This window comes from Pseudomonas sp. WS 5411, from assembly GCF_012985595.1.
GTDB classification, from domain to species: domain Bacteria; phylum Pseudomonadota; class Gammaproteobacteria; order Pseudomonadales; family Pseudomonadaceae; genus Aquipseudomonas; species Aquipseudomonas shahriarae.
Genome location: NZ_JAARMC010000015.1, coordinates 79,852 through 101,321, shown reverse-complemented (window position 1 = coordinate 101,321; position 21,470 = coordinate 79,852). Strand labels below are relative to the sequence as shown.

Below are 21,470 nucleotides of genomic sequence, written 5' to 3'. Positions count from 1 at the left end.
TTGCCCCACCACTCGGTGCCTCGCCTAGGCTCGGCATGCCCGCAGTCAGGCATTGCTCCGTGGGCCCGCCGCGATCGGCCATCCATGGCCGTGTCGCGGCTACCCCGGCATCCATGCCGGGGTGCCCACTGCGCAATACCTGCCTGCGGCCATCGTGGTTTAACGGGGCGCCTGAGATCAAGATCAAAAGCCAGATCAAAAGCAGAGCAACAGCAATGCCAGAGCGCGAAGCTGCATTCCCCTGTGGGAGCTGTCTCGCCCTGCGAGGCTGCGATAGCGGTGTGTCAGACAACATAAAGGCTAGCAGTGCCGGCGCCATCGCAGCGATGCGGCGATCCGACAAGCCAGCTCCCACAGGTATATGCGCACGCTTCGACGATCAGGTCGGCTGTCAGGCCGCCTCGCTTTGCTTTTGATCTGAGGCGCCCCGTTAAACCACGCTGGCCGTCATCCGATATTGATTTGGGGGGTAACCCGGCAGGACGCCGGGTTAGCCGCGCTGGGCCATGGATGGCCCATCGCGGCGGCCCCCCAAATCAATGTCGGATGACGGGCACACCGAGCCAAGGCGAGGTGCCGAGTGGTGGGGCAAGAGCCCTTTTGGTTACTTTTGGGGTTCTTTTCCAAAAGTGACCCGCTGTAAGAGCGGAACCAATAGCCGCCGTGACCGCAGCAACGGATATGTACCCAACCCCAACCCCAACCAATACCCAATACCCGACCCAAACCATCAGCATTTCTTGATCGCCATCAAGCAGCTTTTACCCCCTCACTTCCTATCATGGTCCCTGCCAAGCAATGAGGAAGCGACCATGTCAGAGACCTTCACCAAGGGCATGGCCAGGAATATCTACTTCGGAGGAAGCGTGTTCTTCTTCCTGATATTCCTGGCCCTGACCTACCACACCGAACAAACCTTTCCCTCTCGCAGTAATCAGGAGCTACTCACCGAATCCGTGGTCCGCGGCAAGGGCGTCTGGGAGCGCAACAACTGCGTCGGCTGCCACACCTTGCTGGGCGAGGGCGCGTACTTTGCGCCGGAACTGGGCAATGTGTTCAACCGCCGTGGCGGCGATGAAGCGTTCAAGCCATTCCTGCACGCCTGGATGAAGATGCAACCCTTGGGCGTTCCGGGCCGGCGCGCGATGCCGCAATTCAACCTCAGCGATCAGGAGGTGGACGATATGGCCGAGTTCCTCAAATGGAGCTCGAAGATCAACACCAATGGCTGGCCGCCAAACAAGGAGGGCTGAGGGATGCGTACCGTCAATCCATATCTGAAATTCCAATCCCAGGCCGTCGCCAAACCCTACTTTGTATTCGCGCTGATCCTGTTCCTGGGCCAGGTGCTGTTCGGTTTGATCATGGGCCTGCAATACGTGATCGGCGACTTCCTGTTCCCGCTGATCCCGTTCAACGTGGCCCGCATGGTCCACACCAACCTGCTGATTGTCTGGCTGCTGTTCGGGTTTATGGGCGCCGCCTACTACCTGGTGCCGGAAGAGGCCGACCGCGAGTTGCACAGTCCCAAGCTGGCGATCCTGTTGTTCTGGGTGTTTGCCGCCGCCGGCGTGTTGACCATTCTCGGTTACTTGCTGGTGCCCTATGCGGCCCTGGCCAAGTTGACCCATAACGAACTGCTGCCGACCATGGGCCGTGAGTTCCTGGAACAGCCGACCATCACCAAAATGGGCATCGTGGTTGTCTGCCTGGGCTTTCTCTACAACATCGGCATGACCCTGCTCAAGGGCCGCAAGACCACCGTGAGCATGGTGATGATGACCGGGCTGATCGGCCTGGCGGTGTTCTTCCTGTTCTCGTTCTACAACCCGGGCAACCTGGCGCGGGACAAGTTCTACTGGTGGTGGGTGGTGCATCTTTGGGTGGAAGGCGTGTGGGAGCTGATCATGGGCTCGATGCTCGCCTTTGTGCTGATCAAGGTCACCGGCGTCGACCGTGAGGTCGTGGAAAAATGGCTGTACGTGATCATCGCCATGGCCCTGATCACCGGGATCATTGGCACCGGTCACCACTTCTTCTGGATCGGCGCGCCTGAGGTGTGGTTGTGGGTCGGCTCGATCTTCTCGGCCCTGGAGCCCCTGCCTTTCCTGGCGATGGTGATGTTTGCCTTCACCATGGTCAAACAGCGTCGCCGCCAGCACCCGAACCGGGCAGCCACGTTGTGGGCCAAGGGCACCACGGTCACGGCGTTCTTCGGTGCCGGGGTCTGGGGGTTCCTGCACACCCTGGCACCGGTCAACTTCTACACCCACGGCACCCAACTGACCGCCGCCCACGGCCACCTGGCGTTCTTCGGTGCCTACGCGATGATCGTCATGACCCTGATCAGCTACGCCATGCCCCGCCTGCGCGGTATTGGTGAAGCACCGGATGCACGCTCGCAGACCCTGGAGATCTGGGGCTTCTGGATGATGGTCCTGTCGATGGTGATGATCACCCTGTTCCTCACCGCTGCCGGTGCCGTGCAGGTCTGGCTGCAACGCTGGCAAGTGGACGGTGTGGCGCTGCCGTTCATGGCCACCATGGACCACCTGACGGTGCTGTTCTGGGCACGCCTGGCCAGTGGCGTGGTGTTCCTGCTCGGCCTGCTCTGCTACCTGTGGAGCTTCCGGCAGCGGGGCAAGGGCTTGAACTCTGCCGCTCCCGTGACGGCTTAACCGGTAAACGTCAATCCCCAAGAGGGCGGCCCGGCAGGTTCTGCGGGCCGTTTTACGTCTGGAGCACTTCACATGGCCTTTACCCTTGAGTTGGAAGAATGGGTCGGCAGTGTCTGGCACCGCTTTATCACCCGCCGCGCCAGTGCCGACTTCCCCGAGGCGCGGGTCGATCTGGTCGACCGCCAGCGCAGCCTGGCCCTGTTGTTCCGCGCCCTGGGCGGCGCCCATGGGATAGCCGTGGAAGCCGCCAGCGAGCGCGATCTGCTGCTGCGGCGCAACCTGTTGATGCGCATCGCCGGCACCTGCCGGCAGGCGCCCCTGGCCTCGTGCGATGGTCATCGCCTGCGCCTGCCGGCAAGCCTGGCGGTGTTTCCCTCGGCCGCCCTGAACCTGGAACTGTACCGCTGGCTGGCGCTGCTGGCCGCGCACGCCGGGCCGATGACCCACTGGGCCCGGGACAACCAGCGCTGGACCTGGCTGCTGTTGCAGCGCTACCCGGCCATGCTCCCCAGTTATCAGCGCCTGGTGGACGCCCACCTGCAATTGCGCCCCGATGCCGCCACCCTCAACCCCGCGGAAGCTGCCGTAGAAAAAGCCTTGCGCAAGGCCCTGCGCGAACCCGGCAGCATCCGCCAGTTACCCCGCAGCGAGCGTGCCGCCTGGCCGTTGCCGCTGTGGCTGTATCCACCCTTGCACCTGCACAGCCCGCAGGCCGCAGATCAGGACGAAGAGGGCGACGACCTGGCAACCCGGCCTGGCGAACAGCAGGGCGCGCCTAAACAGGCCAACCGGGTCGACGACAACAGCCGCGACGGCGGCCTGTTGGTGGTGCGCCTGGAAAACCTGTTCAGTTGGACTGAGCATGTCGATCTGGACCGCTGGGCCGACGATTCCGAGGACGAAGATGCCGCACGAGTCGCCGAAGACCTCGACCAGTTGAGCCTGTCGCGCCAGCGCGTGCGCAAGAGCGGCGGGCTCAAGCTGCACCTGGATCTGCCCCCGGCCGACGTCGACGATATCCCCCTGGGCGAAGGCATCAAACTGCCCGAGTGGGACTACCGCCAACAGTGCCTGCAAGCGAATTTCGTCAACCTGCAACTGATGCAACCCCGGGACAGTGCGCCCCAGCCGTTGCCGGCGCGCCTGTTGCCCCAGGCCGCGCGCTTGCGCCGCCAGTTCCAGCTACTGCGCACCGACCGCCAATGGCTGCGCCAACAGCCCCAGGGCGCAGAGCTGGACCTGCAGGCGTGGTTGGACTTCCATGTCGAACGCCAACACGGAGCGTGCGCCGAACGTGGCCTGTTCAAGGAGCAGCGCCGCACCCGGCGGGACCTGGCCTGTTTGCTGCTGGCCGATTTGTCGATGTCCACCGATGCCCATTTGAACGATACGCAAAAGGTCATCGACGTGATCCGCGACAGCCTGTTGCTGTTTGGCGAAAGCCTGGCGGGCCTGGGCGATGCGTTTGCCTTGTATGGCTTCTCGTCTTTGCGTCGCCAGCAGGTGCGCCTGCAGCAGCTCAAGTCATTCCAGCAACCCTACGACGACCATACCCGTGGCTGCATCCAGGGCCTGAAACCGGGTTATTACACGCGCATGGGCGCAGCCATCCGCCACGCCACCCAAACCCTGGGGGCCTGCAAGCAACGGCGCAAACTGCTGTTGATTGTGACCGATGGCAAGCCCAACGACCTGGACTTGTATGAGGGGCGCTATGGCGTGGAGGATACCCGCCAGGCCGTGATGGAAGCGCGGCGCCAGGGCCTGGTGCCGTTCTGCATCACCATCGACAAACAGGCCGGGGATTACTTGCCGTACATGTTCGGCGCCCACGGCTACACCCTGATCCGTCAGCCGGAGCAACTGCCGTTACGCTTGCCGCAGCTCTACCGGCAGTTGACCGAAGATCAGTAGAAGTCCCGGGGCAGCCAGAAAAACATCACGATGCAGAACACGGCCAGCCCCAGGCAGAACCATTGGAAGCGCTTGAGCCGCCGCGCCTCAAAGTGTGCGGTGGAGGCGGGCAGGGGCATGGCGCAGCGTTCGCAGGCCGTCTGCGTCGGCGGGTTGGCATGTTGGCAATACAGGCAGACCCGAACGGCGTTCATTCGAATTGCTCCAGGCGCAGGCGGTCAAGAATGGCGATCTGGCGACCGTCCTGGGTGATGATTTTTTCGTCGATCAAGCGGCGAATGATCCGCGAAAACGTCTCCGGTTGGATCGACAGGTGCCCGGCGATCAACTGCTTGGCCATGGGCAGTTCGAACGAACTGTCGACGCTGTGCAGGCGCACCAATTGCGTCATCAGGTAGCGCACCACCCGGTGGGTGGCGTTTTTCAGCGACAGGGTCTCGATCTCGTTGACCCGTTGGTGCAGGCGCACACACAACTTGCCCAGCAGGGCGAAAGTCAGGCGGCTGTTGCTGTGGAGCAGGCGCATATAGGTGGCGTTGGACAGGCGATACAACTGCGTGGGGCACACCGCTTCGGCGCAGGCCACGTAGTTGGGGGTGTCCATCAGCATCATCGCCTCGGCGAAGGTCTGTCGCTCGCCGATCACCTCAAAGACTTTTTCCTGGCCGTCCGGGGTCAGGCGGTAGACCTTCACCGCGCCGGCAATCACGAAGTAAAACGCATCGGCCGGTTCGCCCTGGCGGAACAACGGCTCGCCCTTGTCGACACTGAGCAGTTGACTGCTGGCCATCAACTCATCCATCTGCTCTTCGTTGAGCGGCTCGAACAGGTGATGGCTGCGCAGGATCTGATGATGCACGCGGTGCAAAACCCGGGGTGCATCCTTGGAACAGCTCAGGGACGGGATCATACAAGCCACAACGACAGGCCGCTGGCCGCCGCCATCATCGAACCGAGGATCACGAACCAGGCGAGGGGCTGGATGACTTTTTTCATGGTGACTCCGTGGGGGGCAGTAATAAGGGATAACCGGGTAGAGCAAGAGCTGGGCCAAGGCACGGGCCTTGTAAAACCTGGGCTGTAGCGCCTTAAGGGTCAAAATGACCTCGCCTTAAAGGGTTCTTTTAACCCTCTAATGGTTATTTAAACCCTCATAGGCAACGCTAATCTCCTGTGGGAGCTGGCTTGCCTGCGATGGCATCGCTGCGGTGTAACCGCCAGACCGAGGTGTTTGCATCCCAGGCAAGCCAGCTCCCACAGGGGTGGGGCGGCGCACCGGGGAATTCGGCCCGGCCCTTGCAACACTGATTGCGCGACGGCCCCAAGGATAGTGCGCCGCCTCTGGACCCCGCTTGATCTGCGACAAGGGCCAGGGGCGGGCAATCCCGGATGATCGGGCCGGCAATGACTTGAGGAGTGGTGGTATGCAAGTGCTGGATCGACGCAAGGCTATGTCGATTACCCCGTTGTTTCGCCTGGCTTTCCGGCCATTTTTCCTCGGTGGCTGCCTGTTGGCGCTGCTGGCGATTCCCCTGTGGCTGCTGGCCCTGGCCGGCAATGCGGGCTGGCAGCCGGCGGGCGGTTGGCTGGCGTGGCATCGCCATGAGCTGCTGTTCGGTTTCGCCCTGGCAATCATCGGCGGGTTCCTGCTGACGGCGGTGCAGACCTGGACCGGCCGGCCCGGCATCAGCGGCATGCCCCTGGCGGTGCTGGCCGGGGTATGGCTGGCCGCACGCCTGGCCTGGCTGTTCAACCTGCCGTGGCCGCTGCTGGCGGTGCTGGAGCTGAGCTTTCCCCTGGCGGTCGCCGGGCTGATGGGCTGGACCCTGTGGAAAGTGCGGCAACAACGCAACTACCCGATTGTGCTGGTCCTGCTGTTGTTGGCCCTGGCCGATGGCCTGTCCCTGTATGGCCTGCTGCGCGGTGACGAAGGCTGGCAGCGCCAGGCGGTGTTGACCGGGTTGTGGCTGGTGGCGGCGATGATGGGCTTGATCGGCGGGCGGGTGATTCCGTTCTTCACCCAGCGAGGCCTGGGGCGCACTGAAGCAGTGAAGCCCTGGCCGTGGCTGGATTACCTGCTGTTGGCAGGCTCGGCGCTGGTGGCGCTGCTGTATGCCAGCGGCGTGGCGCTGATACCTAGACTTTGGGTCGGCCTGTTGTTTGCCCTGCTGGGGCTCGGTCATCTGCTGCGCCTGGTGCGCTGGCACGACCCAGGCTTGTGGCGCGTGCCGCTGCTGTGGTCGCTGCACCTGGCCTATGCCTGGCTGGCCGTGGCCTGCCTGGGTATGGCGCTGTGGCACGTGGGCGTGCCACTGAGCCCGAGCCTGGCGGTGCATGCGCTGACGGTCGGGGCAATGGGCGGGTTGATCCTGGCGATGATCGCGCGGGTCAGCCTCGGTCATACCGGTCGGCCTCTGACGCCGCCCAAGGGCATGACCCTGGCTTTCGCGCTGTTGAACCTGGCCTGCCTGAGCCGGGTGCTGCTGGTGCTGATCTGGCCGTATGCCGCGCTGTGGCTGGCGGGCCTGTGCTGGACCCTGGGCCTGGGCCTGTATCTATGGCGCTATGCCCCAATGCTGTGGCGTGCGCGGGTTGACGGCCATCCGGGCTAGGAGAACGGCAATGCTCTATTCGTGGTTATTGATTGTGCATCTGCTGGCGGCCATCGCCTTTATCGGCACGCTGTTCTTCGAGGTTTTCATCTGGCACCGGGCCCGCGAAGAGTTGGCCTGGTCGGCGCAGCTCACCAGCGAGCAAGCCATTGCCCGGCGTTCGCGGCAGGTGCTGCATGGGGTGGTGGTGCTGTTGTATGGCGCGGGCATCGGCCTGGCCTGGCATTACCGCGGCGTGCTGGGCGCGCCCTGGGCCAGTCATTTTTCGGCGATGTTGAGCCTGAAGATCGTATTGGCGCTGAGCATCATCGGGCATTACCTGTTGCTCGCGTACTGGCTGACGCAAAAGCGCCTGAGCCCGTTGCGAGCGGTATGGATTCGCCGCAGCATCCTTGGGCATATGGTGCTGATCGTGATCCTGGCCAAGCTGATGCTGCGCTGAGTCCTGTAGGCGCGAGCAAGCTCGCTCCTACGGAGAGGGGTCAGGCTGTTAGCGCACGAACAAACAACACGTCATTTTCCAGATGAATATGCTCCAGCAAGTCTGCATGAAACGCTTCCAGCCCTTGATACAGGGTGCGCCAGGTATTGCACGCGTCAGCGGGCGGCTGGATGCGATGGGTCAGCGCCAGCAACTGCTCCAGGGCCTGGCCGTGTTGTTCATGCTCATAGCGCATGACCTGGATCGGCGGCGCGGCCTGGGGGCCCATGCCCATTTGCAGCATCGGGAACAGCACCTGTTCCTCCTTGAGCATATGGCCCTCCAGTTCCTGCTCGATATCCCGCAACAAGTCGGCCAGGCCATTGGGGCAGGCCAGGTGATGGCCGTGGACCTGCTCGACGCGGCTGGCCAGGCGGATCAGTTCCGGCAGTTGTTCGCGGTGGCGGGCGTGGTAACGCTGCAGCAAATGCTCGATCAATTGCGCCTGGGGCAGGCTGTCCGGGGCGATGGCGTTCATCGGGTTTCCTCATCAAGTGAACAGATAAGCCGGTGATTGCATGCCTTGTGCCACCGGCAAGTCATTGAAAAAACGCGATTAATTTTTTGTAGTGGTCAGGAACACCCTGATGCTGCACGGTAGAACCGACCATACAAGGGTAGTAATGACCATGTTGCGTGAAAGTCTGTCGGCCGATCTGATTGTCGAACTGCCCAATGCTGTGCGCCTGCAACGCCTGGTGCAGACCCTGCGCGAGTATTTCCATAGCGGCGCCGTGGGCCTGTTGCGCCTGGACGGCGACGACAGCCTGCGCCCGGTGGCCACGGTGGGGCTGGTGCATGAGGCCCTTGGCCGACGCTTTGTGATTGCCCAGCACCCGCGGCTGGCGGCGATCATGGCGTCCCGCGAACCGACCTGGTTCGAACCCGACAGCCGCCTGCCGGACCCGTATGACGGGTTACTCGATACCCAGGTCGGCGAACCGCTGCCGGTGCATGACTGCATGGGCGTGAGCCTGTTCGTCGAAGGCCGGCCCTGGGGCGTGATCACCCTGGACGCGCTGCATGCCGGGACCTTCGACGCCAATGCCCGCGAGCAACTCAAACGCTGCACCTTGCAGATCGAGGCCGCGGTGCGGGTCACACGCCTGGAGCAGGAAAACCGCAGCCTGCGCCTGTCGCGCAATGAGCCGCTGGCGGGTTTGCCCAGCGTCGAAGATGGCGAAATCCTCGGCCAGAGCCCGGTGCTGCATCAACTGCTCAACGAGCTGGATGTGCTCGCCGATTCGGACCTGCCGGTGCTGCTGCTCGGCGAAACCGGGGTGGGCAAGGAGTTGTTTGCGCGCCGTCTGCATCGCCTGTCGCGGCGCAGTAAAAAGCCGCTGATCCAGGTCAACTGCGCGGCGCTGCCGGAGTCGTTGGCCGAGAGCGAGTTGTTCGGGCATGTCAAAGGTGCGTTTTCCGGCGCCACCAGCGACCGTGCCGGGCGTTTTGATGCGGCCAACGGCGGCACGCTGTTCCTCGATGAAGTGGGCGAGTTGCCGTTGAGTGTGCAGGCCAAACTGTTGCGCACCTTGCAGAACGGCGAGATCCAGCGCCTGGGTGCCGACAAGCCGTTGCATGTGGATGTACGGATTATCGCCGCGACCAACCGCCACCTGCCCGAGAGCATTCGCCAAGGCTTGTTTCGCGCCGATCTGTACCACCGACTGTCGGTGTACCCGGTACCGATCCCGGCGCTGCGCGAGCGTGGCCACGATGTGCTGTTGCTGGCCGGGCATTTCCTGGAGCTCAACCGGGCGCGCCTGGGCCTGCGCGGTTTGCGTCTGTCTCCGGCGGCCGAGCAGACCCTGCTCGGTTATGCCTGGCCGGGCAATGTCCGCGAGCTGGAACACGTGATCAGCCGCGCCGCCCTGAAGCAGTTGAGCCGGGGTGGCAATCGCAACCAGATCATGACCCTGGAAGCCGAGCTGCTGGATCTCGACAGCACCACCTTGGCCCAGGCCCCTGTGCCTGAAGTGCCGGCGCCGGCGTTCCAGAGCTTGAGCGATGCGGTGGACGACTGCCAGCGCCAGAAGGTGCGCCAGGCGTTGAGCCTGTCCGGCGATAACTGGGCCAGCGCTGCGCGCATGCTCGGCCTGGACTCCAGCAACCTGCACAAACTGGCGCGGCGCCTGGGGCTCAAGTAACGGCCTGCGACGCCATGCCGCGGCGCGCAGTTGATCGCGATCAAGGTGCGCAGGGCGGCGGCTGATCAGACTGTGGCGAATTGACCGGAGGTTCGCCCCATGCCCCTTTCCCTGGCGCAGATGCGCCGCAACTACACCCTGTACGGTTTGCGGGATGACCTGGTACAGGACGATCCCCTCGTATTGTTCGGCCAGTGGCTGGAGCAGGCGCGCAAGACTGAAGTGGCGCCGGTGGAGGCCAACAGCATGGCCCTGGCCACCGTCGATGCCCAGGGCCGTGCCCATTGCCGGATCCTTTTGCTCAAGGGCTTCAGCGCTGAAGGCTTCACCTTTTTCGGCCACTACCAGAGCGCCAAGGGCCAGGAGCTGGCGAGCAATCCCAGCGCGGCCATGACCTTTTTCTGGCCGGGCCTGGAACGCCAGGTGCGCATCGAAGGCACGGTCGTGCGTTTGGCGCCGCAGCTGTCCGATGAGTACTTCAACTCACGGCCCCTGGCCAGCCAGGTCGGCGCCTGGGCGTCGCCGCAAAGCCAGCCCCTGGCCCATCGCGCCGAGCTGGAAGGCCGTCTGCGCGATGCCACCCAACGCTTTGCCGGGCAACCACCGCCGCGCCCGGCGGAGTGGGGCGGTTACTGCCTGCAACCCGAGCGTGTGGAGTTCTGGCAGGGCCGCGCCGATCGCCTGCACGACCGCCTCGATTACCGCCTGCACGACGGCACCTGGCAGCGCAGCCGCCTGGCCCCCTGAATTCGCCTAGAGGTACCTCCTCGGAGGAATAGGCCCGCCGGCCTTTGCGGTGCAGGCTGGCGCCATTGCTCATTTATTCCGGGATTTTCACCATGGCACATCTGACTCAACGCAATTTCGTCTCACTGAATATCGCCGTACTGACCATCAGCGATACGCGCAGTTTTGACAGCGACACCTCGGGGCAAACCCTGTGCGACCGTGTGCAAGCCGCCGGTCACGCGCTGATTGACCGGGCCTTGGTGGTGGACGATATCTACCAGATCCGCGCACAGATTTCGCAATGGATCGCCGACCCTCAGGTGCAAGTGATCCTCACCACCGGCGGCACTGGCTTTACCGCGCGGGACAACACCCCGCAAGCGGTATTGCCGCTGCTGGACAAGCATGTCGAAGGCTTTGGCGAACTGTTCCGCCAGGTGTCCCTGCAAGAGATTGGCATGTCGACCCTGCAATCGCGCGCCCTGGCCGGCATGAGCAATGGCGTGCTGGTGTGCTGCATGCCCGGTTCGCCCGGTGCCTGTCGCACCGGCTGGGACAAGATCCTCCTGGGGCAACTGGACAGCCGCACCGGGCCCTGTAACTTCGCCCCGCACCTCAAGCCCCAGGCCGCGCAAGTGCTGGAACCTTGTGAGGTGCGGTCATGACTACATCGGTGTGTGAAAGCGGCGAACTGATTCCGGTGGATGAGGCCATCGAGCGCCTGTTGGCCCAGGCACCGCCACCGCCGTCCACGCAGCAGGTGAAAACCGCCCAGGCCCTGGGCCGGGTGTTGGCCGGCGACATTTTTTCCCCGGTAAACCTGCCGGCCTGGGACAACAGCGCCATGGACGGCTACGCCTTGCGCGCTGCCGACCTGCCGGCCGAGGGCGGTTACCTGCGCCTGGCCGGGCGGATTGCCGCTGGCGAGGAGGCCGCGACGGCGTTGGGCAGCGGGCAGACCATGCGCATTTTTACCGGCGCACCCTTGCCGGCCGGGGCCGACACCGTGGTGCCCCAGGAGCGTTGCCGGGTCTATGGCCAACGCATCTGGTGCCCGCCGATGCGCACGGGTGAGCATGTGCGCAAGCAAGGCGAAGAGGTGACCCAGGGCGCCTTGCTGCTGCCGGCCGGCAAGCGCCTGCGCGCCCAGGAACTGGGCCTGCTGGCGGCCGCCGGACTGGCCCAGGTCAAAGTCTATCGACCGTTGCGGGTGTGCCTGTTGAGCAGTGGTGATGAACTGCGCGAGCCGGGCGATCACCTGGCTCCAGGGCAGATCTACAACAGCAATCGCCACTGCCTGGCGGCGTTGCTGCAAGGCTGGGGCGTGGAGGTGCATGACTATGGGGTGATGGCTGACGAATTGGCCGTCAGCCGCGATGCATTGAGCCTGGCGTCCTCGGAATGCGACCTGCTGCTGACCTCCGGCGGAGTGTCGGTGGGCGAGGAAGATCACCTCAAGCAAGCCATCAAGGAACTGGGCCACGTTGATTTCTGGCGCCTGGCGATTCAGCCGGGCAAGCCCCTGGCGTTTGGCGATGTAGCCGGCAAGCCATGGATCGGTTTGCCCGGCAACCCATCGGCCGCACTGATTACCGCGTTAGTGGTGGTGCGTCCGTTTCTGTTGCGCGCCCAGGGTGTGACCGAGGTCACGTCAGTGCCGCTGCTGGTGCCGGCCGATTTTATCTGGGCCCAGCGCAACCGCCGTCGCCAATACCTGCGCGCACGCCTGACCCCGGGTCTCGACGGCCAGGCGCGGGTCACGCTGCACCCCCGGCAAAGCTCGGCGATGCTCAGCGCCGCATGCTGGGCCGATGGCCTGGCGATTGTGGAGCGTGATCAGCTAGTGGAGAAGGGCGGGCTGGTGCGGTTCGTGTCTTTTGCCGAACTGATGCAGTAACCCCCTTTGATGGAAATCACTGTGGGGGCGGTGTTGGTGATGAATTTTCTGATGAGGATCAACCATGCAACTGGTCTGCCCGGCAGGCAATCTGCCTGCGCTTAAAGCCGCCGTGCGCCAAGGTGCCGATGCGGTGTACGTGGGGTTTCGCGATGACACCAATGCCCGGCATTTTGCCGGGCTGAATATGGACGACAAGCAGTTCGACGGTGCCGTCGCCCATATCCGCCAGCACCAGCGCAAGCTGTATGTGGCCGTCAATACCTACCCGCAGCCCAAGGGCTGGGAGCGCTGGCAACGGGCGGTGGACCGCGCTGCCGACCATGGCGTGGATGCCCTGATCGCAGGTGATCCGGGGGTGCTGCAGTACGCCAGCAGCCGCCATCCGCAAATGGCCTTGCACCTTTCCGTACAGGGCTCGGCTACCCATGCGGCGGCGTTGCAGTTCTACGCCGAGCGCTACGGTATCCGTCGTGCGGTATTGCCCCGGGTGTTGTCCCTGGCCCAGGTCAAGCATGTGGCCGCCAGCAGCTCGGTGCCGATTGAGGTGTTTGGCTTTGGCAGCCTGTGCATCATGGCCGAGGGCCGTTGCCACCTGTCTTCGTACATCACTGGCGAATCGCCGAACCTGTGTGGCGTGTGCTCACCGGCCAAGGCGGTGCGCTGGAGTGAAGACGCCGACGGCCTGAGTGCGCGCCTGAGCGAAGTGCTGATCGACCGCTACACCCCGGACGAACCGGCAGGCTACCCGACCCTGTGCAAAGGCCGCTTCATGGTCGATGGCAAGCGCTTCCATGCCCTCGAAGAACCCACCAGCCTCGACACCCTGGACCTGATCCCCGAGTTGATCGCCATGGGCGTCGCAGCGGTAAAAATCGAAGGCCGCCAGCGCAGCCCGGCGTATGTCGAGCAAGTCACCGGGGTCTGGCGCGCCGCGCTGGACGCCCACCGCAGCGCGCCGGAACGCTTTGTGGTCAAGGACCAGTGGCGCAGTGTGCTGGCCGGTCTATCCGAAGGCAGCCAGACCACCCTGGGCGCCTACCATCGTTCGTGGCAATGAGGAGCCGTACATGAAACTCAGCCTGGGACCGGTGCTGTTTTACTGGGATAAGCAACAACTGGGGCAGTTCTACTCCGAGATGGCCAGCCTGGCGCTGGATGTGATCTACCTGGGGGAAACCGTGTGTTCCAAACGCCGCGCGTTCAACCTCGATCAATGGTTGGGCCTGGGTCGCGAATTGCGCTCGGCGAGCAACGCGCAAATCGTGCTGTCGAGCCTGACCCTGATCGAGGCCGCGTCGGAGCTGTCGAGCCTGCGTCGCCTGTGTGACAACGGCGAGGTGTTGGTGGAAGCCAATGACATGGGCGCCGTGCAGCTGCTCGCCGAACGCAAGCTGCCCTTTGTCGGCGGCCCGGCGCTGAATCTGTATAACGGCCACGCCCTCGTACAATTGCTGGATGCGGGGATGATGCGCTGGGTGCCGCCGGTGGAATGTTCGGCCGCACTGATTGGCGATGTGCTGGAGCAGGTGCGTGAACTGGGCCGGCCGTTGCCTGAAGTCGAAGTGTTCGCCTATGGGCATCTGCCCCTGGCCTATTCGGCGCGCTGCTTTACGGCACGGGCGGAAAACCGGCCCAAGGATGACTGCCAGTTCTGCTGCCTCAACTACCCGGATGGCATGGCCTTGACCAGCCAGGAAGGGCAGGCGCTGTTTACGTTAAACGGTATCCAGACCATGTCGGCGGATGTCACCAACCTGTTGGCCGACTATCCGGGGCTGGTCAGTTGCGGCGCCGACCTGCTGCGCCTGAGCCCACGGGCCCAGGGCATGGAGGGCATCGTCGAAGCCTTTGACCGGGTCCGCCAGGGGGCCACACCGCCGTTGTTTGTCGAAGGTTGCAATGGCTACTGGTACGGCCAGGCCGGGATGTTGCGGGTCGAGGAGGTGGGGCTGTGCTGAATCGCAAACAATGGCTGCTCAAGGGCGCCGACCGCTTACTGCCGCTGATGCGCAAGGTGCCCTTTGTGGTGCAGCGCCTGGCGTTGCAACAGGCGCTGAATCGCTGCCTGGCCGAACCTTTGCGCGATGGCGGCTTTGAACTGCTGCGTGGGCGCTGGATGTGCCTGCGCATTCCCGACCTGGGCTTGCGCTGGTACCTGACCCTGGGCCGGGACGGACTGCGCATTGCCGAAAAGGCCGAGGCGCAGGTGACCATCAGCGGCAACTGGCGCGAGTTCCTGTTATTGGCCAGCCGTCAGGAAGATCCGGACACCTTGTTCTTTCGTCGGCGGTTGGTGATCGAAGGGGATACGGAGTTGGGGCTGGGCCTGAAGAACCTGATCGACAGCCTCGACCCGGATGTGCTGCCGCCCTGGTTGTGGCGCAATCTGGAGCGGGCCGGTAAAGGCCTGGCGGCGTGAGATAGCGCTGGCGCAGATCCCCTGTGGGAGCGGGCTTGCTCGCGAAAGCGGTGGGTCAGTCAACATCAATGTTGGCTGGGCCGACGTCTTCGCGGGCAAGCCCGCTCCCACATTTGATTTTCACTGCTTTGAGCATTGCGTTCGCTTAACTGACCGGCTTTAGGGCAAGCCCACTCCCACATTGGGAACATGCCGGGTTCAAAAAAGCTGGGCTATTGCTCCATGGCCTGCAGGATCGCATGGGCCGCTTTCACCCGCTCGGCATTGGGGTAGTTCTTGTTCGCCAGGATCACTACGCCGATGCCTCTGCTCGGCACATAAGCAATATAGGCGCCAAAGCCGCCGGTCGAGCCGGTCTTGTTTACCAGGGTGTTGGCGCGCAGCGGCTGGGCGGGTTTCAGCCAGGTGACCGGGTGCGGCTCCATGGCCATGGGCGTCGAATTACCGGCGAGCAGTTCGTCAACACTCAGCGGGTAAGGGTACATCTCCCATCCCAGGCCCTGGGTGGTGTTGCCCACGGTGTAATAGCCGGTATGGGTGGCGGCGATGGCCTGTTGCAGCGGCTGTTCCAACGGCGTCGGGTCCATGTTCAGCGCCATGTAGCGGGCCAGGTCCGCCGGGCTGGTCTTCACCCCGTAGGCTTCGCTGTCCAGCGCCCCCGGGCTGACACGCAACGGCTTGCCGGCCTTGTCGTAGCCCTGGGCATACAGACCCATTTGCGCCTTGGGCACTGTGAGATAGGTGTGCTGGAGGCCGAGCTTGGGCAACAGGGTCTTTTCCATGGCCACATCGAACGGTTGCTGAAGGCTCTGCGCCGCCAGGTAGCCGAACAGGCCCAGGCTGGGGTTGGAGTACTGGCGGTGGGTGCCAGGGGGAAAAGTGGCTTTCCAGTGCTGGAAGTAGCCGATCATTTGCTGTGCATTGTCCGCCTCGCTGGGGAACTGCAACGGCAGCCCGCCAGCGGTGTAGGTGCCCAGGTTGAGCACGCTGATGTGATCGAACAGGCTGCCGCGCAAGGCTGGCAGGTAGTGGCTGGCCGGCTCCGCGAGCTGCAGCTTGCCAGTGGCCTGGGCATAGCCGGCCAGGGTAGCGGTGAAGGTCTTGCTCACCGAGCCGATCTCGAACAGGGTGTTCTCGCTGACGGGTTGCTGGTTGTCTTTGGTGGCAATACCGTAGTTAAAGTATCGGGCCTTGCCATCTTGCACGATGGCGACCGCCAGGCCGGGAATTGCCTGCTGCTGCATCAGCGGCTTGACGGTGGCGTCTACCACCTGACGCAGGTAGGCAGCGGCCATGCAGTTGCCGGCACCGAGCAATAGGCTGAGAATCGTGACGTTGCGCACATGTTGGTACATGATGTGGTCGCTTCCTTGAGGAGGGTCGGGTTAATCACTGCCTGCGCAGGCGCCGCCAAGATAGGCAGTTTGCCGGCCCCGGACAACCGATGATATCTCGCCCCAGTCATTAGAAAAATTTGGCCTTAGACCATGCTGCGTTCCCATTTACCCCTTAATGCATTGCGTGCTTTCGAAGCCTCCGCCCGGCATTTGAGCTTTACCCGGGCGGCCATCGAGCTGTGCGTGACCCAGGCGGCGGTCAGCCATCAGGTCAAGAGCCTGGAGGTACAGCTCAACGTCATCCTGTTCAAGCGCCTGCCCCGTGGCCTGATGCTCACCCGCGAGGGCGAGACGCTGCTGCCGGTGCTGCGCGAGTCCTTTGACCGTATCGCCCAGACCCTCGGCCAGTTCCAGGCCGGGCATTACCGTGAGGTGCTCACGGTGGGGGCGGTGGGCACGTTTGCGGTGGGCTGGCTGCTACCGCGCCTGGCGGATTTCCAGGCGCGCTGCCCGTTTATCGATCTGCGGTTGTCGACCCATAACAACCGCGTGGACGTGGCGGCCGAGGGCCTGGATTACGCGATCCGCTTCGGCGCTGGCGCCTGGCATGGCACCCATGCCTGTGAGTTGCTGGAGGCGCCGCTGACGGTGTTGTGCGTGCCGGCGATTGCCCGCCAGTTGCAAGGCCCGGACGATGTGTTGAAGCACACATTACTGCGCTCTTACCGGGCGGATGAATGGAACCTCTGGTTCCAGGCCGCAGGCTTGCCCGCCGACACCCTGGTACCGCGCAGTATCGTGTTCGATTCGTCCCTGGCGATGATGGAAGCGGCGTTGCAGGGCAGTGGCGTGGCGCTGGCGCCGGCGATGATGTTCTCGCGGCAATTGGCCCAGGACGTGATCCGCCAGCCCTTCGATGTAGGCATCAGCACCGGCAGCTACTGGCTGACGCGCCTGCAGTCACGCGCCGAAACCCCGGCGATGCTGGCATTCAAGCAATGGCTGTTGGAGCAGGTGAAGGGCCTGTAGGCGCCTGGCTTGCTGGTGACGGTGGCTTCTCGGACGCCATCGCAGGCAAGCCAGCTCCCACATTTGATTTGCGATGCGGCGCAAATGTGTGTCCGGCAAAAGTCCCCTGTGGGAGCGGGCTTGCCCGCGATGGCGGTGGTTCAGGCACTATTTTGGCGGCTGGTATACCGCCATCGCAGGCAAGTCAGCTCCCACATTTGATTTGCGATGCGGCGCAAATGTGTGTCCGGCAAAGATCCCTTGTGGGAGCGGGCTTGCCCGCGATGGCGGTGGTTCAAGCGCTATTTTTGGTGGCTGGTATACCGCCATCGCAGGCAAGCCAGCTCCCACATTTGATTTGCGATGCGGCGCAAATGTTTGTCCGGCAAAGATCCCCTGTGGGAGCGGGCTTGCCCGCGATGGCGTCCGAGAAGCCACCGCCGCAATTACACGAGGTATTTACGGAACCAGCCCAAGGTACGCTCCCAGGCCAGATTCGCCGCAGCATCGTCGTAGCGCGGGGTCGAGTCGTTGTGGAAGCCGTGGTTGGCACCTTTGTAGATATACGCTTCATAGGTCGTGCCAGCGGCCTTCAACGCCGCCTCATAGGCCGGCCAGCCTTCGTTGATCCGCGTATCCAACTCGCCGAAATGCAACATGATCGGTGCCTTGATCTTCGGTACATCCTTGGCCTCGGGTTGGCGTCCATAGAACGACACCGCCGCGCCCAGTTCCGGGTAGGCCACGGCCGCCGCATTGGTCACGCCTCCGCCATAGCAGAAGCCGGTGATGCCCACCTTGCCGGTGCTGGCGTCATGGTTCATCAGCCACTCAATGGCGGCAAAGAAGTCATTCATCAGCTTGGTCGGATCGACGGTCTGTTGCAGTGCCACGCCTTTTTCATCATTGCCGGGATAGCCGCCCACCGAGGTCAGGCCATCGGGTGCCAGGGCGATAAACCCGGCCTTGCCCAGGCGCCGCGCGACATCTTCGATATAGGGGTTGAGCCCACGGTTTTCGTGGACCACCACCACCGCCGGGAGCTTGCCGGTGGCCTTTGCCGGACGCACCAGGTAACCACGCACCTGGCCGTTGCCCTTGGGCGAAGGGTAGGTGACGTAGTCGGCAACGATGTCCGGGTCGGTGAACTTCACCTGTTCGGCCAGGGCGTAGTTGGGGCTCAGGGAGGCCAGCAGCGCCGAGGCGGTCAGGCCGCCAAAGGTGAACAGGGCCGCGCGGTCGAGAAACTCGCGACGGTTGATCTTGCCGTGGGCATAGCCGTCGTAGAGTTCCAGCAGTTCGGGGGCAAAGTCTTTGGCGGTCAGGCGCGTCATCGTCAGGTTCCTTTTTTCGGCACGTGGCGTTGAATGTAGACCATTCTCAGGCGGGCCGGCCATGGGCCGACGCCGCCAGTTGCCCGGTATCGACGCGCACGAAGATCGAGTCGCCAATCGCCGTCAGCAGATCGCCTGCGTACACCTCACAGATCACGCGGCTTTTGCGCCCGACCTCGCCCTCGACCCTGGCGCGCAGGGTCAGTGGCACGCCCATGGGGGTGGGCTTGATAAATTTGATGCCCAGGTTGCCGGTCACGCAGTCGATACGCGGCGCCTCCCCAGGTTCGCGCTGCTCGGCACGGTAGTGATAGGCCATGGCGGTCCAGTTGGAGTGGCAATCCACCAGCATCGCAATCAGGCCACCGTAGACCAGGTCGGGCCAGCCGCAATACTGGGCGTCGGGCAGGTGCTCGGCGACGATATGCACGCCGTCTTCATCCCAGCGGCTTTTGATCTGCAGCCCGTGGGCATTGCGTGGGCCGCAGCCGTAACAGACGCCGTCCGGCGCGGTGGTGTCTTGCAGGGAAGGGCTGTGCATCGTGGATCCTTATTGTTTTTGGCCAATCCATGAGCCTAATGGCGCAGCCCCCTAACGCGCAAACTTCTTCGCCCCGGCCACACAGGCAATCACCGCGCCAGTCACCGCCAGCATGCCCAGGCTCACCTGTTCATGCAGCAGGCCGGCCGCCAGCGCCAAGCCGAAAAAAGGTTGCAGCAACTGCAACTGACCGACCGCCGCGATACCGCCCTGGGCCAAGCCGCGATACCAGAACACAAAGCCGATCAACATGCTGAACAGCGCCACATAACCCAGGCTCAGCCACGCCGGCAGGCTGATCCCGGTGAAGGAGGCGGGGGCCAGAAGCAAGGTCAGGGGCGCCACCACCGGCAGCGACACCACCAGCGCCCAGCAGATCACCTGCCAGCCGCCGAGGGTGCGTGACAGCGTGGCCCCTTCGGCATAACCGAGCCCGCACACCAGCACCGCCAACAGCATCAGCAGGTCGCCGGCGGGGGCGGCGCTCAGGCCCTGGGTCAGGGCATAGCCCATCACCAGCAGGCTGCCGAGGATCGAAAACAGCCAGAACACCGGGCGCGGTCGCTCGCCGCCGCGCAGTACGCCAAACACTGCGGTGGCCAGGGGCAGCAGGCCGATGAATACGATGGAATGGGCCGACGTCACGTACTGCAAGGCCAGTGCGGTCAGCAGCGGAAAACCGATCACCACACCGAGGGCAACAATCAGCAACGGCCGCCACTGGTGGCGTGCGGGGCGTTGTTCCCGGAACAGCCACAACAGGCACAGGCCCAGCACGGCGGCGATGCTCGCCCGGGCCACGGTGAGAAATACCGGCTCGAACTCCAGCACCGCCACGCGGGTGGCGGGCAGCGAACCGCTGAAAATCAGCACGCCAATCAAGCCATTGATCCAACCGCTGCGACTGTGCGCGGGGGTGATAATCCGAGAGGTCTGTTCCATGCAGGGTGTGCTCGTAGGGGGCGGGGTTGCGTTTGGCGCATCCTAGGGCGGAAGATTGGGACAATCAAAAAATTGTCATGGATACATCGCCTATGCCCCGTGCCCGTTACAAGTCGTTGGTGGATGCCTTTGCCCGGGATATCCGCGCTGGAACCCTGGTGCCCGGCACCCGCCTGCCCACCCACCGCCAACTGGCGGCCAGCCATGGCCTGGCTCTGGTCACGGCCAGCCGGGTGTATAGCGAGCTGGAGGCCATGGGCCTGGTCAGCGGCGAGACCGGGCGCGGCACCTTTGTGCGGGAAATTGCCCTGGCGCCCGGGCAGGGCATTGGTCAGATGGCGGTGGCGGCGGGCATGCTCGATTTGAACTTCAACTACCCGTCCTTGCCGGGCCAGGCCGACCTGCTGCGCACCGCCTTGCGCCAGTTGGCGTTGTCCGGCGACCTGGAAGCGCTGCTGCGTTACCAGCCCCATGCCGGGCGCCCCCACGAGCGGGCGGCCATGGCGCGGCATCTGCTGCACCGTGGTCTGAGCGTGGCGGCCGAGCAGGTGCTGGTGGTCGGCGGGGCCCAGCATGGCTTGGCGGTGAGCATGATGGCATTGCTCAAGCCGGGCGATGTGGTGGCGGTGGATGCGTTGACCTATTCCGGTTTCAAGGTGCTGGCCGAGGCCCTGCACCTGGAGATCGTCGCCATCGCGGTTACGCCGCACGGGCCGGATCTGGCCGCGCTGCGCCAGGTCTGTCGCCGGCGCCCGGTGCGCGCGGTGTACTGCATGCCGACGCTGCACAACCCCCTGGGCTGGGTACTGGGGCTCGAGCAGCGTGAGGAACTGGTACGCATCGCCCGCGAACATGGGCTGATCCTCATCGAAGACGCCGCCTATGCCTTCCTCGCCGAACACGCGCCGCCACCGCTGGCGCAGCTGGCGCCGGAACGCACCGTGTATGTGGGCGGGCTGTCGAAGAGCGTCGCCACCGGCCTGCGTGTGGGCTTCGTCGCAGCGCCCCTGGAATGGGTGCCGGCGCTGGAGCGCACGCTCATGGCCACGGTGTGGAATGCCCCCGGGGTGATGACGGCCATCGCGGTAGGCTGGATCGAGGACGGCACGGTCGTACAGCTGGAGGCGCAAAAACGCCAGGACGCCCGGGCCCGCCAGGCGCTGGCGACCGAGGTGCTGGCGGGGCTGGCGTACATCAGCCATCCCGCCTCGTACTTTCTCTGGTTGCCTCTGGGGGAGGAGGTGCGCGCGGACCAGGTCACCATGGCCCTGGCGCGGGAGGGGATTTCAGTGTCCACTGCCGAGCCGTTTTCGGTGTCGGGGCAGGTGCCCCATGCGATCCGGCTGGCGCTGGGCTCGGTGGATAAGGGGGCGTTGCGCGCGGCATTGCTCAAGGTGCGGCGGGTGGTCGAATGACCATCCGCCGAGT

At 64.0% G+C, this 21,470-nt stretch carries 20 protein-coding genes and 1 pseudogene; 14 read left to right on the top strand and 7 right to left on the bottom strand.

The window, feature by feature from the left end; genetic code table 11:
* Positions 1 to 812: 812 nt before the first annotated feature.
* The 3 genes from HBR93_RS19390 to HBR93_RS19380 all read left to right on the top strand — a co-directional run bounded on the left by HBR93_RS19390 (position 813) and on the right by HBR93_RS19380 (position 4,592).
* Positions 813 to 1,253, top strand: coding sequence for a cytochrome c (locus HBR93_RS19390; RefSeq protein ID WP_057439734.1), 441 nt, complete (start codon positions 813 to 815; stop codon positions 1,251 to 1,253).
* A gap of 3 nt (positions 1,254 to 1,256) precedes the next feature.
* The gene (locus HBR93_RS19385; RefSeq protein ID WP_057959561.1) at positions 1,257 to 2,678 is read left to right on the top strand and encodes a cbb3-type cytochrome c oxidase subunit I; all 1,422 of its coding nucleotides are present in this window, start codon (positions 1,257 to 1,259) and stop codon (positions 2,676 to 2,678) included.
* 72 nt (positions 2,679 to 2,750) lie between these two features.
* Complete coding sequence (locus HBR93_RS19380; protein ID WP_115128082.1) at positions 2,751 to 4,592, top strand: VWA domain-containing protein; 1,842 nt, start codon at positions 2,751 to 2,753, stop codon at positions 4,590 to 4,592.
* Here HBR93_RS19380 and HBR93_RS19375 read toward each other — a convergent pair.
* Both HBR93_RS19375 and HBR93_RS19370 read right to left on the bottom strand, forming a co-directional pair.
* On the bottom strand, positions 4,586 to 4,786 hold the full coding sequence (locus tag HBR93_RS19375; RefSeq protein WP_169960874.1) for a protein DnrP: 201 nt from the start codon (positions 4,784 to 4,786) through the stop codon (positions 4,586 to 4,588). The genes HBR93_RS19380 and HBR93_RS19375 overlap by 7 nt on opposite strands.
* Entirely contained in the window at positions 4,783 to 5,502 is a 720-nt protein-coding gene (locus HBR93_RS19370) for a Crp/Fnr family transcriptional regulator (protein WP_057444811.1), read from the bottom strand. The genes HBR93_RS19375 and HBR93_RS19370 overlap by 4 nt, the downstream gene beginning before the upstream one ends.
* 514 nt (positions 5,503 to 6,016) lie before the next feature.
* On the opposite strand from HBR93_RS19370, the gene HBR93_RS19365 reads away from it, so the two are divergent.
* Positions 6,017 to 7,204 carry an NnrS family protein gene (locus tag HBR93_RS19365; RefSeq protein WP_169960873.1) on the top strand — a complete coding sequence of 396 codons (1,188 nt, stop codon included), beginning with the start codon at positions 6,017 to 6,019 and terminating at the stop codon, positions 7,202 to 7,204.
* A gap of 10 nt (positions 7,205 to 7,214) precedes the next feature.
* Positions 7,215 to 7,646 (top strand): hypothetical protein, encoded by a 432-nt coding sequence (locus HBR93_RS19360; RefSeq protein ID WP_169960872.1) that lies wholly within the window; start codon positions 7,215 to 7,217, stop codon positions 7,644 to 7,646.
* Between the two features lie 40 nt (positions 7,647 to 7,686).
* Here HBR93_RS19360 and HBR93_RS19355 read toward each other — a convergent pair.
* Positions 7,687 to 8,124, bottom strand: a pseudogene (locus HBR93_RS19355) (hemerythrin domain-containing protein); the annotation flags it as partial.
* 190 nt (positions 8,125 to 8,314) lie between these two features.
* Here HBR93_RS19355 and norR point away from each other — a divergent pair.
* From norR to HBR93_RS19320, 7 genes are all read left to right on the top strand, one after another.
* Positions 8,315 to 9,832, top strand: coding sequence for a nitric oxide reductase transcriptional regulator NorR (gene norR, locus HBR93_RS19350; RefSeq protein ID WP_169960871.1), 1,518 nt, complete (start codon positions 8,315 to 8,317; stop codon positions 9,830 to 9,832).
* Between the two features lie 99 nt (positions 9,833 to 9,931).
* Positions 9,932 to 10,579, top strand: a complete 648-nt coding sequence (pdxH, locus tag HBR93_RS19345) for a pyridoxamine 5'-phosphate oxidase (RefSeq protein WP_057439727.1) — start codon at positions 9,932 to 9,934, stop codon at positions 10,577 to 10,579.
* A 92-nt stretch (positions 10,580 to 10,671) separates the two neighbouring features.
* On the top strand, positions 10,672 to 11,226 hold the full coding sequence (moaB, locus tag HBR93_RS19340; protein WP_169960870.1) for a molybdenum cofactor biosynthesis protein B: 555 nt from the start codon (positions 10,672 to 10,674) through the stop codon (positions 11,224 to 11,226).
* Complete coding sequence (gene glp, locus HBR93_RS19335; RefSeq protein ID WP_115128087.1) at positions 11,223 to 12,458, top strand: gephyrin-like molybdotransferase Glp; 1,236 nt, start codon at positions 11,223 to 11,225, stop codon at positions 12,456 to 12,458. The genes moaB and glp overlap by 4 nt, the downstream gene beginning before the upstream one ends.
* Positions 12,459 to 12,522: 64 nt before the next feature.
* Positions 12,523 to 13,518: a peptidase U32 family protein gene (locus HBR93_RS19330; protein WP_057959567.1), complete on the top strand. Its 996-nt coding sequence runs from the start codon at positions 12,523 to 12,525 to the stop codon at positions 13,516 to 13,518.
* Between the two features lie 10 nt (positions 13,519 to 13,528).
* Positions 13,529 to 14,419, top strand: coding sequence for a U32 family peptidase (locus HBR93_RS19325; protein WP_169960869.1), 891 nt, complete (start codon positions 13,529 to 13,531; stop codon positions 14,417 to 14,419).
* Complete coding sequence (locus HBR93_RS19320) at positions 14,413 to 14,880, top strand: SCP2 sterol-binding domain-containing protein (RefSeq protein ID WP_057439724.1); 468 nt, start codon at positions 14,413 to 14,415, stop codon at positions 14,878 to 14,880. The genes HBR93_RS19325 and HBR93_RS19320 overlap by 7 nt, the downstream gene beginning before the upstream one ends.
* Positions 14,881 to 15,092: 212 nt before the next feature.
* Here HBR93_RS19320 and ampC read toward each other — a convergent pair whose 3' ends face one another.
* Positions 15,093 to 16,235 (bottom strand): class C beta-lactamase, encoded by a 1,143-nt coding sequence (ampC, locus tag HBR93_RS19315; RefSeq protein ID WP_169960868.1) that lies wholly within the window; start codon positions 16,233 to 16,235, stop codon positions 15,093 to 15,095.
* A 132-nt stretch (positions 16,236 to 16,367) separates the two neighbouring features.
* Here ampC and HBR93_RS19310 point away from each other — a divergent pair, with 132 nt between their 5' ends.
* Complete coding sequence (locus HBR93_RS19310; protein WP_057439722.1) at positions 16,368 to 17,246, top strand: LysR family transcriptional regulator; 879 nt, start codon at positions 16,368 to 16,370, stop codon at positions 17,244 to 17,246.
* 425 nt (positions 17,247 to 17,671) lie between these two features.
* Here the strand turns inward: HBR93_RS19310 and yghX are convergent, their stop codons facing one another.
* Genes yghX through HBR93_RS19295 form a run of 3 tightly spaced genes read right to left on the bottom strand, consistent with a single transcriptional unit; the run spans position 17,672 to position 20,042 of the window.
* Positions 17,672 to 18,559: a YghX family hydrolase gene (gene yghX, locus HBR93_RS19305; protein WP_057439721.1), complete on the bottom strand. Its 888-nt coding sequence runs from the start codon at positions 18,557 to 18,559 to the stop codon at positions 17,672 to 17,674.
* Positions 18,560 to 18,605: 46 nt separating this feature from the next.
* Positions 18,606 to 19,100 carry a PaaI family thioesterase gene (locus HBR93_RS19300; RefSeq protein WP_057439720.1) on the bottom strand — a complete coding sequence of 165 codons (495 nt, stop codon included), beginning with the start codon at positions 19,098 to 19,100 and terminating at the stop codon, positions 18,606 to 18,608.
* A gap of 51 nt (positions 19,101 to 19,151) precedes the next feature.
* On the bottom strand, positions 19,152 to 20,042 hold the full coding sequence (locus HBR93_RS19295; RefSeq protein WP_169960867.1) for a DMT family transporter: 891 nt from the start codon (positions 20,040 to 20,042) through the stop codon (positions 19,152 to 19,154).
* Between the two features lie 92 nt (positions 20,043 to 20,134).
* On the opposite strand from HBR93_RS19295, the gene HBR93_RS19290 reads away from it, so the two are divergent.
* Positions 20,135 to 21,457 (top strand): PLP-dependent aminotransferase family protein, encoded by a 1,323-nt coding sequence (locus HBR93_RS19290; protein WP_169960866.1) that lies wholly within the window; start codon positions 20,135 to 20,137, stop codon positions 21,455 to 21,457.
* Positions 21,458 to 21,470 lie beyond the last annotated feature (13 nt).

Coding starts and splice junctions, on each gene's coding strand:
- HBR93_RS19375 (WP_169960874.1), bottom strand. CDS start 4,786: ATGAACGCCGTTCGGGTCTGCCTGTATTGCCAACATGCCAACCCGCCG.
- HBR93_RS19370 (WP_057444811.1), bottom strand. CDS start 5,502: ATGATCCCGTCCCTGAGCTGTTCCAAGGATGCACCCCGGGTTTTGCAC.
- pdxH (WP_057439727.1), top strand. CDS start 9,932: ATGCCCCTTTCCCTGGCGCAGATGCGCCGCAACTACACCCTGTACGGT.
- HBR93_RS19330 (WP_057959567.1), top strand. CDS start 12,523: ATGCAACTGGTCTGCCCGGCAGGCAATCTGCCTGCGCTTAAAGCCGCC.
- norR (WP_169960871.1), top strand. CDS start 8,315: ATGTTGCGTGAAAGTCTGTCGGCCGATCTGATTGTCGAACTGCCCAAT.
- ampC (WP_169960868.1), bottom strand. CDS start 16,235: ATGTACCAACATGTGCGCAACGTCACGATTCTCAGCCTATTGCTCGGT.
- moaB (WP_169960870.1), top strand. CDS start 10,672: ATGGCACATCTGACTCAACGCAATTTCGTCTCACTGAATATCGCCGTA.
- yghX (WP_057439721.1), bottom strand. CDS start 18,559: ATGACGCGCCTGACCGCCAAAGACTTTGCCCCCGAACTGCTGGAACTC.
- glp (WP_115128087.1), top strand. CDS start 11,223: ATGACTACATCGGTGTGTGAAAGCGGCGAACTGATTCCGGTGGATGAG.
- HBR93_RS19325 (WP_169960869.1), top strand. CDS start 13,529: ATGAAACTCAGCCTGGGACCGGTGCTGTTTTACTGGGATAAGCAACAA.
- HBR93_RS19295 (WP_169960867.1), bottom strand. CDS start 20,042: ATGGAACAGACCTCTCGGATTATCACCCCCGCGCACAGTCGCAGCGGT.
- HBR93_RS19290 (WP_169960866.1), top strand. CDS start 20,135: ATGCCCCGTGCCCGTTACAAGTCGTTGGTGGATGCCTTTGCCCGGGAT.
- HBR93_RS19380 (WP_115128082.1), top strand. CDS start 2,751: ATGGCCTTTACCCTTGAGTTGGAAGAATGGGTCGGCAGTGTCTGGCAC.
- HBR93_RS19360 (WP_169960872.1), top strand. CDS start 7,215: ATGCTCTATTCGTGGTTATTGATTGTGCATCTGCTGGCGGCCATCGCC.
- HBR93_RS19390 (WP_057439734.1), top strand. CDS start 813: ATGTCAGAGACCTTCACCAAGGGCATGGCCAGGAATATCTACTTCGGA.
- HBR93_RS19310 (WP_057439722.1), top strand. CDS start 16,368: ATGCTGCGTTCCCATTTACCCCTTAATGCATTGCGTGCTTTCGAAGCC.
- HBR93_RS19365 (WP_169960873.1), top strand. CDS start 6,017: ATGCAAGTGCTGGATCGACGCAAGGCTATGTCGATTACCCCGTTGTTT.
- HBR93_RS19300 (WP_057439720.1), bottom strand. CDS start 19,100: ATGCACAGCCCTTCCCTGCAAGACACCACCGCGCCGGACGGCGTCTGT.
- HBR93_RS19385 (WP_057959561.1), top strand. CDS start 1,257: ATGCGTACCGTCAATCCATATCTGAAATTCCAATCCCAGGCCGTCGCC.